The organism is Flavobacterium amylolyticum (genome assembly GCF_048284335.1).
Classification (GTDB): domain Bacteria; phylum Bacteroidota; class Bacteroidia; order Flavobacteriales; family Flavobacteriaceae; genus Flavobacterium.
Window position 1 is genome coordinate 757,596 of the sequence record NZ_JBLVPG010000001.1, and the last position, 15,365, is coordinate 772,960.

Annotated in this window: 15 protein-coding genes; 5 read left to right on the forward strand and 10 right to left on the reverse strand. The window is 34.6% G+C overall.

The window, feature by feature from the left end:
* The first annotated feature begins 78 nt into the window (after positions 1 to 78).
* The gene (locus ACNQF9_RS03395; RefSeq protein ID WP_417989653.1) at positions 79 to 975 is read left to right on the forward strand and encodes a serine/threonine protein phosphatase; all 897 of its coding nucleotides are present in this window, start codon (positions 79 to 81) and stop codon (positions 973 to 975) included.
* 32 nt (positions 976 to 1,007) lie between these two features.
* Here ACNQF9_RS03395 and ACNQF9_RS03400 read toward each other — a convergent pair whose 3' ends face one another.
* The 6 genes from ACNQF9_RS03400 to trmB all read right to left on the reverse strand — a co-directional run bounded on the left by ACNQF9_RS03400 (position 1,008) and on the right by trmB (position 4,936).
* Complete coding sequence (locus ACNQF9_RS03400; RefSeq protein WP_417958837.1) at positions 1,008 to 1,325, reverse strand: 2Fe-2S iron-sulfur cluster-binding family protein; 318 nt, start codon at positions 1,323 to 1,325, stop codon at positions 1,008 to 1,010.
* Between the two features lie 229 nt (positions 1,326 to 1,554).
* Positions 1,555 to 1,794 carry a NifU family protein gene (locus ACNQF9_RS03405; RefSeq protein WP_073205171.1) on the reverse strand — a complete coding sequence of 80 codons (240 nt, stop codon included), beginning with the start codon at positions 1,792 to 1,794 and terminating at the stop codon, positions 1,555 to 1,557.
* 67 nt (positions 1,795 to 1,861) lie between these two features.
* Positions 1,862 to 2,989: an Mrp/NBP35 family ATP-binding protein gene (locus ACNQF9_RS03410; RefSeq protein WP_417989654.1), complete on the reverse strand. Its 1,128-nt coding sequence runs from the start codon at positions 2,987 to 2,989 to the stop codon at positions 1,862 to 1,864.
* 205 nt (positions 2,990 to 3,194) lie between these two features.
* Complete coding sequence (locus ACNQF9_RS03415) at positions 3,195 to 3,524, reverse strand: MGMT family protein (protein WP_417958839.1); 330 nt, start codon at positions 3,522 to 3,524, stop codon at positions 3,195 to 3,197.
* 51 nt (positions 3,525 to 3,575) lie between these two features.
* A complete protein-coding gene (locus tag ACNQF9_RS03420; RefSeq protein ID WP_417958840.1) occupies positions 3,576 to 4,211 on the reverse strand; it encodes a LysE family transporter in 636 nt (211 codons plus the stop codon).
* A gap of 47 nt (positions 4,212 to 4,258) precedes the next feature.
* Complete coding sequence (gene trmB / locus ACNQF9_RS03425) at positions 4,259 to 4,936, reverse strand: tRNA (guanosine(46)-N7)-methyltransferase TrmB (protein WP_417959394.1); 678 nt, start codon at positions 4,934 to 4,936, stop codon at positions 4,259 to 4,261.
* 217 nt (positions 4,937 to 5,153) lie between these two features.
* Here trmB and ACNQF9_RS03430 point away from each other — a divergent pair, with 217 nt between their 5' ends.
* A complete protein-coding gene (locus ACNQF9_RS03430; RefSeq protein ID WP_417989655.1) occupies positions 5,154 to 6,764 on the forward strand; it encodes a L,D-transpeptidase family protein in 1,611 nt (536 codons plus the stop codon).
* A gap of 226 nt (positions 6,765 to 6,990) precedes the next feature.
* Here the strand turns inward: ACNQF9_RS03430 and odhB are convergent, their stop codons facing one another.
* Together odhB and ACNQF9_RS03440 are read right to left on the reverse strand one after the other, a co-directional pair.
* Positions 6,991 to 8,217 carry a 2-oxoglutarate dehydrogenase complex dihydrolipoyllysine-residue succinyltransferase gene (gene odhB, locus ACNQF9_RS03435; RefSeq protein ID WP_417989656.1) on the reverse strand — a complete coding sequence of 409 codons (1,227 nt, stop codon included), beginning with the start codon at positions 8,215 to 8,217 and terminating at the stop codon, positions 6,991 to 6,993.
* A gap of 83 nt (positions 8,218 to 8,300) precedes the next feature.
* Entirely contained in the window at positions 8,301 to 11,075 is a 2,775-nt protein-coding gene (locus ACNQF9_RS03440) for a 2-oxoglutarate dehydrogenase E1 component (RefSeq protein WP_417989657.1), read from the reverse strand.
* Between the two features lie 120 nt (positions 11,076 to 11,195).
* On the opposite strand from ACNQF9_RS03440, the gene ACNQF9_RS03445 reads away from it, so the two are divergent.
* Both ACNQF9_RS03445 and ACNQF9_RS03450 read left to right on the forward strand, forming a co-directional pair.
* Entirely contained in the window at positions 11,196 to 11,738 is a 543-nt protein-coding gene (locus ACNQF9_RS03445; protein WP_417958844.1) for a hypothetical protein, read from the forward strand.
* A gap of 9 nt (positions 11,739 to 11,747) precedes the next feature.
* Positions 11,748 to 13,079: an alkaline phosphatase D family protein gene (locus tag ACNQF9_RS03450; RefSeq protein ID WP_417958845.1), complete on the forward strand. Its 1,332-nt coding sequence runs from the start codon at positions 11,748 to 11,750 to the stop codon at positions 13,077 to 13,079.
* Here ACNQF9_RS03450 and ACNQF9_RS03455 read toward each other — a convergent pair whose 3' ends face one another.
* On the reverse strand, positions 13,080 to 13,430 hold the full coding sequence (locus ACNQF9_RS03455) for a hypothetical protein (protein WP_417958846.1): 351 nt from the start codon (positions 13,428 to 13,430) through the stop codon (positions 13,080 to 13,082).
* Positions 13,431 to 13,558: 128 nt separating this feature from the next.
* A complete protein-coding gene (locus tag ACNQF9_RS03460; RefSeq protein WP_417989658.1) occupies positions 13,559 to 14,533 on the reverse strand; it encodes a polyprenyl synthetase family protein in 975 nt (324 codons plus the stop codon).
* A gap of 211 nt (positions 14,534 to 14,744) precedes the next feature.
* On the opposite strand from ACNQF9_RS03460, the gene ACNQF9_RS03465 reads away from it, so the two are divergent.
* Complete coding sequence (locus ACNQF9_RS03465) at positions 14,745 to 15,266, forward strand: YceI family protein (RefSeq protein WP_417989659.1); 522 nt, start codon at positions 14,745 to 14,747, stop codon at positions 15,264 to 15,266.
* The last annotated feature ends 99 nt before the right edge of the window (positions 15,267 to 15,365 follow it).

Genomic DNA, 15,365 nt, shown 5'->3' on the forward strand with positions numbered 1-15,365 from the left:
CTTCTTTTAAAGAAGTATTTAATTTAGAAAAGAACTTACTTCGCTATTTTTTTTATCTTTATTTTTTAAAATTAATAAATGTCTTCCCAAGAACGATTAACAAGAGCTTACAAAGAGGCCCAAAGAATACCTTTTGACGATCAATCAAAATTTATTCTTTTCAGCGACTGCCACAGAAGTGACAACAGCTTTGCTGATGATTTTGCAAGCAATCGAAATGTCTATTTTCATGCAATGACTCAATATTATAACGATGGTTTTGCCTATTGTGAGCTGGGAGACGGTGATGAGTTATGGGAAAACATATTCTTTAAAACCATTTTTGAAGCACACAAAAACGTGTATCTTCTGCTAAAGAAATTCCACGACTCCAAAAGATACCATAAAATTTGGGGCAATCATGAGATGACTTTTCGAGATAAAGACCACGTAGAGAAAACGCTTACCACTTATACAAACACACAAAACGACACCATTGAACCTTTGTTTACCGGCATACAATGCCACGAAGCCCTTGTTTTAGTTCATCAGGAAACCCATCAAGAACTGTTTTTGACTCATGGCCATCAAGCCGATTTCATGAACTATATAGGATGGAAAATCAATCGATTTATGGTGCGTGTCTTGTGGAAACCTTTACAGATATGGGGAATTTCAGACCCTACAAGTCCCGCTAAGAATTATATAGAACGTATAAAAATCGAGCTGCGCATAAAAAAATGGATTGAGAAGAACAATCGCAAAATTACCATAGTGGGTCATACACACCGACCTAGTTTTTCATATCCAAATCAAAAATCAACGCCCTATTTTAATGACGGTAGCTGTGTACATCCCCGAAGTATAACCGGAATTGAGATTGTAAATGGAACGATCACATTGATCAAATGGTCAATAGAAACGAAAGAAAATGGCATTCTTCAAGTTGTTAAAGAAATACTTGAAGGCCCGACGAACCTTAAGGATTATAAATAATAAAAATGAGAATTTCTACTCACTTTTATTATCTAATTTTCAGGAGCTAACTCCAGTTCTAGTCCTTCTAAGCTTTCCGTGATGGGGATTTGACAACCCAAACGGCTGTTTGATTTTACATAAAATGCTTCCGAAAGCATGGCTTCTTCCTCCTCTCCCATTTCTGGTAATGTAACATTATTTAATACATAACACTGACAAGAAGCACACATGGCCATTCCGCCACAGGTGCCTTCTACCGGAAGTTCATAGGCTTTACACAATTCCATTATGTTCATGGCCATATCTGTAGGAGCTTGTAATTCATGTACTACTCCTTCACGATCTTTAATCTTTATTAATACATCCATTTTTTAAAACTTGGAATTGCTTGGTTAATCAATTGTATACTTTTGGAATGCGTATTGTTTGTGCGTGAGATTTGAGATTAAGAAGAGGACAGCTGGTGACAGGTATTTTTTTGTATTACAAAAATTACCACCTACACATAATTCTCAAAAAACGATGCTTTTAAGAAAAAACGCAACCATCTATTATATCGAGCAGCTTTTTTTATTAAAAGCGTCACGCCCAAAAAATTTATAGAATATTCACAACAGTTTCTATTTGTGGAGCAAACTTTTTGATGGTGGTTTCTACGCCAGCTCTCAATGTCATTTGGTTTACACTGCAGCTAGTACATGCTCCTTCGAGACGAACTTTTACGTGTTTATCGTCCTCGATGGAAATCAATGTGATGTCACCACCGTCAGAATTCAAAAAAGGTCTGATTTCTTCAAGTGCTTTTTGAACTTCTATTGTTAATTCTTCTGTTGTCATTTGCTTCATTTAAAGATTGTACAATTAGAAAATTGAAAGATTAAAAATCACTTTCAGTTTCTAATTTTTATTTTTTTACTGCTGAACAACCTGCCATGGTTGTTATTTTAACAGCCTCAGTTGCAGGTAAACTCTCGTTTCTGCTAATTACTTCCCGCACTATATTTCTGGTAATTTCTTCGAAAACAGTTTCAATAACGGAACCTGTTTGCATCGCTGCCGGACGACCGTAATCTCCTGCTTCACGAATAGATTGCACGATTGGCACTTCACCAAGGAACGGTACTTCTAAATCTTCTGCAAGATTTTTAGCCCCTTCTTTTCCAAAGATGTAATATTTATTTTCTGGTAATTCTTCGGGAGTAAAGAACGCCATGTTCTCAATAATTCCTAAAACAGGAACATTAATAGCTTCTGACAAGAACATGGAAACTCCTTTTTTAGCATCGGCCAAAGCGACTGCTTGAGGAGTACTCACGATGACAACACCTGTAATTGGTAATGATTGTACAATAGAAAGGTGAATATCTCCTGTTCCTGGAGGCAAATCAACTAACATAAAATCCAATTCTCCCCAATCTGCATCAAAAATCATTTGGTTTAACGCTTTTGAAGCCATTGGTCCTCTCCATATTACCGCTTGACTAGGTGCCGTGAAAAATCCAATCGAAAGAATTTTAACTTCGTAGCTCTCAACGGGTTTCATTTTTGATTTCCCATCGACTGTTACAGAAACAGGTTTTTCATTTTCTACATCAAACATGATTGGCATAGACGGCCCATAAATATCAGCATCCAGTATTCCTACTGAAAATCCCATTCTAGCTAGTGTTACTGCCAGATTTGCAGTTACAGTAGATTTTCCTACTCCACCTTTACCAGAAGCAACGCCTATGATATTTTTTATTCCTGGTATTGATTTCCCTTTGATTTCTGGTTTGTCTGGAACCTCAACTTTACTATTGATTTTGATTTTAGCATCCGGAGATACTAATTCAAGAATTGTTTTTTTGATATCGTCTTCAGCACGTTTTTTAATGTGCATCGCCGGTGTGTGCAATACTAAATCTACAACAACCTCATCGCCAAAAGTAATTACGTTTGCTATTGCGCCACTTTCAACCATATTTTTTCCTTCTCCAGCTATAGTAATCGTTTCTAAAGCTTTAAGAATATCTTTTCTGTCTAATTTCATTTTTAGTTTACTGTTTTCTATTGGCATTTTAATACCCGAATATTATCTTTATTTAAACTGATTTCAGATTACAAAGATACTATGAAAAGTTCTTATTATAAAAGATTTGCATCGCATTTATTGATGCGAAAATTGATACTGATTATAGGATAACTGGATGTTTATAGTATTAAAACACTCGTACAAAGGCTAAAATGGCATCTTATTATTCTAAACGAACTTCCGGTTGCCAAAAATGTTTTTCAAAGTCCATAATTTGATTATCAATAATAATTAACCCCTCATTTTCTAGTAATTGCTGCATGAGATTAGTTCCATCAAAATGAAGTTTACCTGTGAGTAATCCTTTTCTATTTACCACACGGTGCGCTGGAACATCCTCGAGACTGTGGGAGGCATTCATTGCCCAACCCACCATCCTGGCAGATCGAGCCGTACCTAATGCCTTTGCTATAGCTCCATACGAAGTAACTTTTCCATAAGGTATTTGTCGGACAACGGCGTATACCCGTTCAAAAAAATTATCATTGGACATAATTATGACTGTAATAAAAAGCGTGTATAAGTATTATATCCTCCAGAAAAACTACCTCAGATAATACCGTATAATATTGATTAAAGAAACTAATGATATAAAACCCGTTATGCTGCCAATAATAGTGTTCATATTGCGCAAGAAATAATCCGTTTTATCTTGAATTTTTTGAAAGAAAGTAATGTAACAATAAAACACCAAAAAAGAACCCAGTACTACTCCTGTTACAAAAACAAAAACATGAGTTGTATCAAAATAAAACAGATTGTATGACGCTAAAGTGACACTTACAAAAACATAATACGGAATGGGAAAAAAATTAAGAGCAGAAAGCAACATTCCAAGAAAAAAACGGGTGGAAGTACTCTTTTTTTTTATTTTACCTTTTCTCTTTTTTGGTGTTTTAGCAATTAACAAAAAATAGATGGTAAGCGCGGAAAAAATAGCAAAACCCACTTCACGAAGTAAAACAATAACATCTGGATGCTCTTTTATGAATTGGGCAAACAAGATGGCGAGCGTAGCCTGAAAGAAAATTATAAAAACGGCTCCTAGAACAAACCAATAAGCACTTCTTTTTCCTTCCTTGAGATTAACTTTAGCTGCTGTCATATTAATTAATCCCGGAGGCGTAATCCCTACAAAAGCCGTAATAAAACCCAAAAACAAGGAAATGATTAAATTCATAGACTTAGTACAAGTATCAAAAAAAGAAATCTATCTCAAATAGAAAACTATTCTTTAATTTTAAATCGAATATACGTAATTGCTTTATTAATTTCCAAATATTGTTTTTCATAAAAAGTCTGAAAAGCAGTTACCTCTTCCGGACTCCCTTCATTTACATAAACATTGTGATTGGCGTACAAAACTTCATGCCCCTCTCCATGCAACAATCCTAAAGTGTATCCATGCATGAACTCACTGTCTGTTTTCAAATTTACGATTCCCTCTTTTTTCAGAATTTTTTTATACAACTGTAAAAACTCTGAATTTGTCATTCTGTGTTTGGTTCGTTTGTATTTGATTTGCGGGTCCGGGAAAGTAATCCAGATTTCGTCTACCTCGTTTTCAGCAAAAATATGATTGATTAATTCAATCTGGGTTCTGATGAAAGCCACATTATACAATCCCGTTTCTACTGCAGTTTTAGCACCACGCCAGAAACGAGCGCCTTTTATATCAATACCCACAAAGTTTCTGTTAGGGTATCTTTCAGCAAGACCTACAGAATACTCCCCTTTTCCACATCCTAATTCAAGTATCAAAGGATTTTCATTTTTGAAGAATTCTGAATTCCATTTCCCTTTAAGTGGAAATAAATCCCCTACTACATCTTCTCTAGTTGGTTGAAAAACGTTATTGAATGTCTCGTTTTCTTTGAATCTTTTTAATTTATTTTTGCTTCCCACTTTTTCAAAATATTTCGGCAAAATTAAGGAAATATATAAGACCGAATGTGTAACAGGTAAAAAAATGAAAAAAATCATTCAAAAGAAACTTTTTCTCTACTACTTTCAAACAAAAAAAACTATTTAAAACCCCAATTACCAATAGTTTGCCGAAAATATTTTATAATAATCCTAAATAAAAGCCCTTTTTTACTACCTTTATACAAATCATGTTGCCATGAGAAGCTTCACTTTATTTGCTGTCTTTTTCTTGATTGGCTTATCAACAACCAAAGTTTATCCCAATAGCACCATTATTTCCTGTGGTAACAAAACTTATTTTGTAAAAACTACCTCACTAAAAAACTCAGAAAAATCGACAGTAATAATAGACAGCACAGTTATTAATCGGTTTTTTAAGAAATATCCCAATTTAAAAAAATACAAATCAGATGTTAATGCCTTGTATAAAAAAAGAAATTATAATTCCATCTGGTTTGATGGGAAAGGCGTTATAGAATTTGCCAATTTATTATATTCTAAAGTTAATCAACTTGAGGAAGAAGGCGTCAAATCCCGATTAGCCTATAAAGATAAAGTTGACGCTATCTTTAATCCCAAATTAGCTAACAGTCTAACCTTAACCGAAACGGAACTGTTATTATCCGCCATGTATCTTTTTTATGCAAAAAAAGTATATCAAGGTATTGACGTACAAAAAATAAGAGAAATTGGTTGGTTTTTACCTGTCAAAAACCTGTCGTATGTCAGCCTTTTAAATACTCTGTTAGCGGATCCTCAATTGTTAGATAAAAATGAGGAGCAATTCTTTGGACAATATTACAAACTCCGTGATGCTTTAAAAAAATACCGGCAAATAGAACAGAGTGGAACATGGAATTTAATAGGTACTGATTCCTTAATCCGAGAATACAAACCTGGAGACAACTCCAAAACCATCTCTCAAATCAGACAACGACTTGCTGTAATAGGAGATTTAAAACACGATTCCAACAGCAGTTCGTACGATGAGGAACTAATGGCAGGAATACAAAATTTCAAAAAAAGAAATGGGTATAAACCCGACTATAACATTACATCCAGTCACATTCAGCGGATGAATATTCCTATTGAAAATTACATCAAAACCATTATGCTAAACATGGAACGATGCCGATGGATTGCTCCAGAGCTTACCAAAGCTGAGCAGTACATTATTATTAACATTCCTTCCTTTAAACTAATTTTTAAAAGAAATGGAAAAAGCGAATTGGAGTCTGAAGTATTCGTGGGTGGAACCATGAATGAAACTGTAATTTTTAGTGGTAAGATTAGCCATATCGTATTCAGCCCATACTGGAATATCCCAACCAGCATTGTTCAAAGTGAGATAAAAACGGCAATGGCTCGCGACAAAAACTATCTGGTTTCTAATAATATGGAATGGAATAACGGTAGAGTAAGACAGAAACCCGGTCCAAAAAACCCTTTGGGTAAGGTTAAATTTATTTTTCCAAATTCAAATGATATTTACTTACACGACTCTCCATCTAAAAGTTTATTTGAATCGGAATACAGAGCCTATAGTCATGGATGTATTAACGTCAATAAGGCCCGAGAATTAGCCCACCTCATTTTAAAAAACAATCCCGATTGGCCCGTAGAACGCATTAATAATGCGATGGAAAGTGGCAAGGAAACTACTCACGTGCTAAAAAAGAAAATTCCAGTTCATATTGGATATTTCACCTCTTGGGTCAACGATTCTGGCGAAATTAATTTTTTTAATGATATTTATTTAAGAGACGAAAGCTTAGCCGAGATACTCTTTTCTGAAGATGTCAAATAAAAATACAGCCTTTGCAGTAATATTCTGATTACTGCTAAATCAATTTGCAAAAAAAGCAATAAAACAACTAGTTATTGTATCCATTCGACAATTTTGAATTTAAAAACAGGCTTAGCAACTGTTACTGCTATAAATAATCTTATTTATTTTATACTAAAAATCCTGTCTCATTTTTACACAAGACAGGATTCAAATTATTTCTTTAGCAAAAGAATGAATATTAGTATTACAATTCAAATGCTTTTTTAGGATTGTTGTCCATCAATAATTCCAATGGGTTTTCTAAAGCTTCTTTAACAGCCACTAAGAACCCAACTGATTCACGACCATCAATAATTCTGTGATCATAGGATAAAGCCACATACATCATCGGGTGAATTTCTACTTTGCCATTGACTGCAATCGGACGCTCAATAATATTGTGCATCCCAAGAATTCCTGATTGTGGTGGATTGATAATGGGCGTACTCAACATACTTCCAAAAACGCCACCGTTGGTAATCGTGAAAGTTCCTCCTGTCATATCATCAACAGTGATTTGTCCATCACGCGCTTTAATTGCCAAACGTTTAATATCCGCTTCTACACCACGGAACGTCAAGTTTTCAGCATTGCGAACTACAGGCACCATCAATCCTTTTGGTCCTGAAACCGCAATAGAAATATCGCAAAAGTCGAATGCAATCTTATGATCACCATCCATCATTGAGTTAACATCCGGGAATAATTTTAAAGCTCTAGTTACTGCTTTAGTAAAAAATGACATATATCCTAACCCAATTCCACCATGCTTTGCCTTAAACGCATCTTTGTATTCATTTCGAATCAAGTTGATTGGCGTCATGTTTACTTCGTTGAAAGTTGTTAACATGGCCGTTTCGTTTTTAGCAGCCACTAATCTTTCTGCTACTTTTCTGCGCAACATAGATAACTTAGTGCGCTCTGTCCCACGAGATCCACCTGTAGGAGTCCCCATTGAAGGTACTGCATTAACAGCATCATCTTTAGTAATTCTTCCGTCTTTTCCAGTTCCGGTTACTGAAGCTGCCGTTATATTTTTTTCATCTAATATTTTTCTTGCTGCTGGAGAAGGTGTTCCTGAAGCGTAAGTTGTAGTCGCTACTGGAGCTACTGGCACTGCTGCTTTTACTTCGACTTTTGGAGCTTCCTCTGTTTTTGAAGTTTCAACTACTGGCGCATCCCCGGTTGGTTTTACTCCATCGGTATCAATATGACAAACTACTGCTCCTACTGCTACTGCATCGCCTTCTTCTGCTTTTAAAGTAATGATCCCACTAGCTTCTGCAGGCAATTCTAATGTGGCTTTATCAGAATCTACCTCAGCAATCGCTTGGTCTTTCTCTACATAGTCTCCGTCTTTTACTAACCAAGTTGCAATTTCAACTTCCTTTATAGATTCCCCTGGTGATGGGACTTTCATTTCTAAAATCATCTTTTTTTTGTTTAAGGTTTGAATTGTTTAAAATTTAAAGTGTTGCAAATGCAATCTTAAATCTTAAACTTTAAACTATTTTTTTATCTGTATAAATTTTTATCAAAAACCATTCGTAAAGCATCGGCATGACGGCGTTTTGCTCGTGTATAACTTCCTGCTGCTGGAGCTGCATAGGCTTTTAATGATGCCAATCTCCATTTCACTAAATCGAAGTTCATTAGCATAAAACTGTAAGCACCCATATTCTTAGGTTCTTCTTGCGCCCAAACAAAATCATCAGCGTTTGGATATGTCGCTATAATTGCTTTTAATTGTTCTACTGGTAATGGAAACAATTGTTCGATTCTAACTACAGCAACATCATTTCTAGTCAGAATTTCTCTTTCGGCAATAATGTCATAATAGAATTTACCGGTGCAAAAAACTAGTGTTTTTACATCCGCTTTATTAACTATTGTATCATCAAAGGTTTCCTGAAAACTACCTGTTGCAAATTCTTCCACTGTAGAAACTACTCTTGGATCACGCAATAAACTCTTTGGTGTGAATACAATAAGTGGTTTACGGAATGTTGTTTTCATTTGTCTTCTCAACAAGTGAAAAAAGTTAGCTGGAGTTGTACAATCGGCAACATACATGTTATGTCTAGCGCAAAGTTGTAAATAACGCTCCATTCTAGCGGAAGAATGTTCCGCTCCTTGCCCTTCGTATCCGTGAGGCAATAGAAGAACAATTCCGTTTTGATTGTTCCATTTGTCTTCACCACAAGAAATGTATTGATCGATCATAATTTGGGCTCCATTACTGAAATCTCCAAATTGTGCTTCCCAGATGGTTAATGTGTTTGGATTTGTCAAAGCATATCCATAATCAAAACCTAACACACCGTATTCTGACAAAAGGGAATTGAAAATATTAAATTTCCCGGTTGCTCCTTCCAAAGTACTCAATAAGGTTACTTCTTCTTCTGAATCTTCTACTTTTACAACAGCATGACGGTGAGAGAAGGTACCTCGCTCAACATCTTGTCCGGAAATACGAACGTCATATCCTTCTTTCAAGAGTGACCCATACGCTAAATGTTCAGCCATGGCCCAATCCAGCTTATTGGTTTCGAAAAACATTGTTTTTCTGTCGTTGATCAGTTTTTGTATCTTGCTGATAAACTTTTTATCTGTCGGAAGATTACAAATTACATTTGCAACCTCAGTCAATCCTGCTGCAGGGAAAGTAGTGTCTACTTTTTTAAGCATTTCAACATCTGAAACTTGCTCAAACCCTTTCCATTCATTTTTCATAAATGGGGTAATGATAGTTAAATCTTTTTTACGGGATTCTTCTAAGTTAACCTCCAGATTAGATTTATATTCTTGCTCTAATCCTTTTACAAAAGTAGTATCAATCACTCCGTCTGCAAGCAACTTCTCCATGTAAATATCTCTTGGATTTTTGTGCTTTGCAATTATTTTATACAATACTGGTTGGGTAAAACGAGGTTCATCGCCTTCATTGTGCCCGTATTTTCTATATCCTAACAGGTCAATAAATACATCCCGACCAAATTCCATTCTGAAATCCAGTGCAAAAGATATTGCGTGTACTACTGCTTCAGCATCATCTGCATTTACGTGTAAAACTGGTGAAAGTGTTACTTTGGCAACATCCGTACAATATGTTGACGATCTTGCATCAAGGTAGTTTGTGGTGAAACCAACTTGATTATTGATTACAATATGGATTGTTCCTCCGGTTTTATACCCGTCAAGTTGTGCCATTTGTACAATTTCATACAAAATTCCCTGTCCAGCAATAGCAGCATCACCGTGAACGGCTATTGGCAATACTTTAGAGAAATCGTTAGGGAAATATTTATCTTGTTTTGCTCTCGTAATTCCTTCAATAACCGCTCCTACCGTTTCAAGATGCGAAGGATTTGGAGCTAAATTGATATTGATTTTTTTTCCAGTGCTCGTTACTTTATCAGCCGTCAGGCCTAAATGGTATTTTACGTCTCCATCAAAATATTCCTGATCATAATCTTTACCATCAAACTCTCCAAAAATGTCTTGAGTAGATTTGCCGAAAATATTTGCCAAAACATTCAAACGGCCACGATGTGCCATTCCCATTACAAATTGCTCTACTCCTTTTTCTGCAGCTTTTTCAATTAAAGCGTCCAAGGCCGGAATAATTGATTCACCACCTTCAAGAGAAAAACGTTTCTGACCCACGTATTTAGTGTGCAAAAAGTTTTCAAAAGAAACCGCTTGATTTAATTTATTAAGAATTGATTTTTTTTCGTCAGGAGAAAAATTAGGTTGATTATCATTAATCCCTAATTTTTTCTGGATCCACTCTACTACTTCTGGCTTACGAATATACATATACTCAACACCTATATGCTGACAGTATATTGTATCCAGGTGAGATATGATTTCCTGAAGTGTGCATGGCTGAATATTAATAACCTTAGCGGCATCAAAAACAGTGTTTAAATCCGCGGAAGAAAGTCCGAAATTAGTAATTTCTAATGTGGGTGATGTGGTACGTCTTTCTCTAACGGGATTTGTTTTGGTAAACAAATGCCCTCGAGAACGATACCCATCTATTAATTTTAATACATTAAATTCCTTTTGAAGCTTATCAGAGACCAAACTTACATCCGTATTATTAGAAGCAAAATTTGCAATTTGCGCTACATTGTTTTCCGCATTGTAAGTACTCATTCCAAAGTCAAAACCTTGAAAAAAACTTCTCCAACTTGGCTCCACGCTGTCTGGATTTTCTAAGTATTGATCGTATAATTGTGCGAAAAATTCGGTGTGTGCTGCGTTTAAAAATGAAAACCTATCCATAATATTTAGTGAATATACCTTTTTTGTTAAAATAGTTTGGCAAAAGTACGATAATACAATAAATTTATAATTTATTTTAAGATACTTTTACATTGAATATTGTTAAAAAACGAAAAACTTATGACAAAGAATTGCTTTTTAAATAATTTCAAAAGCTTTTTAGCTACACTAACATTGTTTTTTTCAAGTTGTCTTTTTGCACAACAAAATGATATGCAGCCAAAAATGGTAAATCAGTTCTGGCGGAATGTACAATTTGGAGGCGGAATTGGTTTAGGCTTTGGCTCTGGCTATACGGATATTGCATTAGCACCAAGCGCCATCTACAATTTCAATGAATATGTCGCTTTGGGTATTGGTTTACAGTATAAATATTTAAAGCAAAAAGACCTTTATGCTTCCCATCTGTATGGCGGCAGTGGTATAGGATTATTTAATCCCATTCCTGAAATCCAACTTTCAGCTGAACTGGAACAATTAAGGGTAAATGTCAATTTAGATGGATCCAATAGCAGTTCACAAGATTACTGGAACACCGGATTGTTTCTTGGCGCAGGATACAGATCCGGGAATGCTACAATTGGTGCCCGTTACAATGTTTTGACTGATAAAAATAATATTTATGGCAGTGCCTTTATGCCATTCATCAGAGTTTATTTTTAATTACATCCCATGAAAAAAACTTTTCAATTATTCTGTATTTTATTTATAAGCTACAGTTTTGCACAAAACGGTATTTTACAATCAGGACCTATGGTGGGGTATTGCGAAATGACCGAAGCAGTGATTTGGCTACAAACTAATAAAAAGGCCTCGGTAAAAATAGCTTATTTTACCATTGACAATCCTAGCAAAATTTTCTATTCTGATGTCTATTCTTCTTCAAAAGAAGCGGGCTTTACACATCACATTATCTTGGATCAATTGAGTCCCGGGAAAAAATATAAGTATACCGTTTTTATAAATGACAAGGAAATTATCTTGCCTTACGAAACTTCTTTTTCATCAAAAAAATTATGGGAATGGCGCGAAGACGCACCTGATTTTACAGTAGCCATTGGGAGTTGTTCCTATTTCAATGAAACTCCGTTAGACAGACCAGGAAAAGCCTATGGAAGTGAGTATGGGATTTTTGAAAGTATTGCTAAAAAAAATCCGGAAATTATGATTTGGAGTGGCGATAATATTTATTTAAGAGAAGCAGATTGGGATAGTAAAACTGGTGTTTATCATCGCTATACTCATTCTAGATCAATAAAAGAAATACAACCCCTGTTAGCAAAAACACAGAATTTTGCTATTTGGGATGACCATGATTTTGGTCCTGATGATAGTGATGGCAGTTTTTACAATAAATTTTTAACTCAAAAAGCATTTAAAGATTTCTGGGCAAATAAAAGTTACGGTATGAATCCTGAACAAAACGAAGGGATTTATTCGACCTTTAGCTGGGGTGATGCTCAATTTTTTTTATTGGATGATCGGTTTTTCAAGACTCCAAACAACAGAATTACCGGCGAAAGAACGGTTTTAGGAAATACACAATTAGAATGGCTGATTAATGCCTTAAGCTTTTCCAAAGCCAGTTTTAAAATAATTGTAATTGGCGGACAAGTATTAAATTCAGTAGCAGAAAAAGAAAACTATAGCAATTATCCTAAAGAGAAAGAACGATTGTTAAAAGAAATCCTTGATAATAAAATTAAGGGAGTCTTGTTTATAAGCGGTGACCGGCATTTCACTGAATTCTCTGAGGTTCCTCGAGACAATACCTATCCGTTGTACGACTGGACCGTTTCTCCCTTAACCTCTGGCGTCGCATCTGAAAATATATTACAGGAAAATAACATTTACAGAACGAAAGGCAGTTTGATTGCACAGCATAATTTTGGAACCCTTTCCTTTTTAGGTTCAAAAGAAAACCGTCAGATGAAATTGACTATTTATGATACGAAAGGAACTCCGTTATGGAATAAAACAATCTTAAAAAAAGAGTTGCAATAACTAATATTTGTTCCTAAACCACACTTTTTGCCATTCTCTTTTTAGTATTAAAAAAGCAACTTGTTCTGCCAGAAGTACTAAATCAGATCCATCTAACTTTTTTATTTCCTCTTCAGAAACATCAATTATGTAAAGTAAATTGAGGTATTCGGCAAATTTATATTGAATGAGCCGAAAGATTTTTTCATGCAGCAGCGCCTTTAATTCGTCAGGGGTGCTATTCAAAGAACAATCAATTGCTTCGTTAGCGAGATTGAAATCCTTGTTTATCTGTTCAATTAATTTTAAATATAAGTTTTCGTTCTCTGCTTCAGAGAGGAGTAAATCAGTATTCTTTGGAACTACAAACATTTGATTTCAGATTGTTGATTAACGAATTTAGATTTTAAGAAACTACTCTAAAAGTTTAATTTTTTTAAATTATACCGATTTTTGAAATCAACCATTTTTATCTGATGTAAACTTCTGGAATTAAAAATCTAAACTTTTCTTCCCATTAAATTTTCACCAAAAGCTTTCAGCATTTCTTTTTTATCGGCACCAATATTCATTTTATCTAAAGTATGGAAAGCCTTTAAAGTAAAATCCTGAATCGCATCCTGAGTTGCCTTTGATGCTCCAGAACTATTAAAAAGAACTTTCACTCTCTCTATTTTACTAGTATTATCTTCTGGCTGAATTGAAAACAAGCGTCTCAATTCCTGTGCTTCTTCAATATTTGAAAAGGCAACTGCTTTAAGATATAAATACGTTTTTTTATTTTCGATAATATCGCCTCCTACTTGTTTTCCAAAGGTTTCTGGATTCCCAAAAGCATCTAAGAAATCATCCTGTAATTGAAAAGCCAATCCTAAATTGAGTCCGAAATCATAAATCAAATTTGCATTTTCTTTAGAGGTCTCCGCAATAATTGCTCCCATTTTCATAGCTGCAGCGACTAAAACAGCCGTTTTATATTCAATCATTTTCAAGTATTCCGGAATGGTAACATCACTCCGCTCTTCAAAATCTACATCCCATTGTTGCCCTTCACAAACTTCGAGTGCCGTTTTGCTGAAGAGTTTGGCTAAATCTTTAAAAATAATTGGTTCGTACTGTTCGAAATATTGGTATGCTAAAATTAGCATCGCATCGCCTGATAAAATTCCAGTATTTAAATTCCACTTTTCATGTACCGTTTCTTTCCCTCTTCTTAAAGGAGCATCATCCATAATGTCATCATGAACCAATGAGAAATTATGAAATACTTCAACGGCCAAAGCCGCTGGCAACGCTTTTTTATAATCTGCATCAAAAACCTCTGCACTCATTAATGTAAGTACCGGCCGCATTCTTTTGCCACCAAGATCTAAAATGTAATGAATGGGTTCATATAAATTTCTAGGTTCTTTGGTCTCATATTGTGATTGCAAATAATCTGAAAGAAACTCTTGATATTGATAAATAGAATGCATAAATAAATTTTTTGGCTAATTTACAGTATTCAATTTGCATAACAAACTCCGTTTTACCATCAAATGTTAAATAAATCAAAAATACATGGGAAACTATTTTGGTATTCAAAGTTTCCGTCTTACATTTGCGCTCTGAATTTTTATTTACTGAAATAAACAAAATTATTTCAGTGACTGGGAAATAGAATTAATTCTTAATACTTCTAAAAATATGAAAACTAAATGGACAATTGACTCGAGCCAATCGGATGTTTTGATTAAAATGAGACATTCAATAATAGCTTATTTAGCCGGTAACATCAATAAATTTAAAGGACATATTGAAGTTGAAAATAACGAAATAGAAGACGCATCGATTGAATTCTCTTTGGATGTGAACAATAAGGATACAAAATTAGAGCAAATAGACACACATTTAAAAATGAACGATTTATTTGATGTGCATCAATATCCTATCATTAGCTTCAAGTCGACCTCGTTTGAAAAAGTAAACAAGAATATTAATTTTTTGAAAGGGAATTTAACCATCAAAAATATTACTAAAGTAGTGGAACTCGATGCAGAATTAATTGGCATTAACGCTTACAATGGCGATCAAAAAGCTGCTTTTGAAATAACAGGAAAAATTAATCGAAAAGATTTTGGCCTTACTGTTAATTCCTTCAATCAAACCAATGGTTTGGCATTGGGACAAGATATTAAACTGATTGCTAATCTAGAATTTACAGTTTAAAAAACACAGTTTAAAGTAAATGTTAAATAATTACAAATTTATTGGAAACTATTTTAGTGTTAAAAGTTTCCTATTTACATTTGCACTTCGTTTACCAAA

What these genes read in the sequence shown, in the direction of transcription:
- ACNQF9_RS03395 (WP_417989653.1), top strand. Translation starts at nt 79, where the DNA reads ATGTCTTCCCAAGAACGATTAACAAGAGCTTACAAAGAGGCCCAAAGA.
- ACNQF9_RS03400 (WP_417958837.1), bottom strand. Translation starts at nt 1,325, where the DNA reads ATGGATGTATTAATAAAGATTAAAGATCGTGAAGGAGTAGTACATGAA.
- ACNQF9_RS03405 (WP_073205171.1), bottom strand. Translation starts at nt 1,794, where the DNA reads ATGACAACAGAAGAATTAACAATAGAAGTTCAAAAAGCACTTGAAGAA.
- ACNQF9_RS03410 (WP_417989654.1), bottom strand. Translation starts at nt 2,989, where the DNA reads ATGAAATTAGACAGAAAAGATATTCTTAAAGCTTTAGAAACGATTACT.
- ACNQF9_RS03415 (WP_417958839.1), bottom strand. Translation starts at nt 3,524, where the DNA reads ATGTCCAATGATAATTTTTTTGAACGGGTATACGCCGTTGTCCGACAA.
- ACNQF9_RS03420 (WP_417958840.1), bottom strand. Translation starts at nt 4,211, where the DNA reads ATGAATTTAATCATTTCCTTGTTTTTGGGTTTTATTACGGCTTTTGTA.
- ACNQF9_RS03430 (WP_417989655.1), top strand. Translation starts at nt 5,154, where the DNA reads ATGAGAAGCTTCACTTTATTTGCTGTCTTTTTCTTGATTGGCTTATCA.
- odhB (WP_417989656.1), bottom strand. Translation starts at nt 8,217, where the DNA reads ATGATTTTAGAAATGAAAGTCCCATCACCAGGGGAATCTATAAAGGAA.
- ACNQF9_RS03440 (WP_417989657.1), bottom strand. Translation starts at nt 11,075, where the DNA reads ATGGATAGGTTTTCATTTTTAAACGCAGCACACACCGAATTTTTCGCA.
- ACNQF9_RS03445 (WP_417958844.1), top strand. Translation starts at nt 11,196, where the DNA reads ATGACAAAGAATTGCTTTTTAAATAATTTCAAAAGCTTTTTAGCTACA.
- ACNQF9_RS03450 (WP_417958845.1), top strand. Translation starts at nt 11,748, where the DNA reads ATGAAAAAAACTTTTCAATTATTCTGTATTTTATTTATAAGCTACAGT.
- ACNQF9_RS03455 (WP_417958846.1), bottom strand. Translation starts at nt 13,430, where the DNA reads ATGTTTGTAGTTCCAAAGAATACTGATTTACTCCTCTCTGAAGCAGAG.
- ACNQF9_RS03460 (WP_417989658.1), bottom strand. Translation starts at nt 14,533, where the DNA reads ATGCATTCTATTTATCAATATCAAGAGTTTCTTTCAGATTATTTGCAA.
- ACNQF9_RS03465 (WP_417989659.1), top strand. Translation starts at nt 14,745, where the DNA reads ATGAAAACTAAATGGACAATTGACTCGAGCCAATCGGATGTTTTGATT.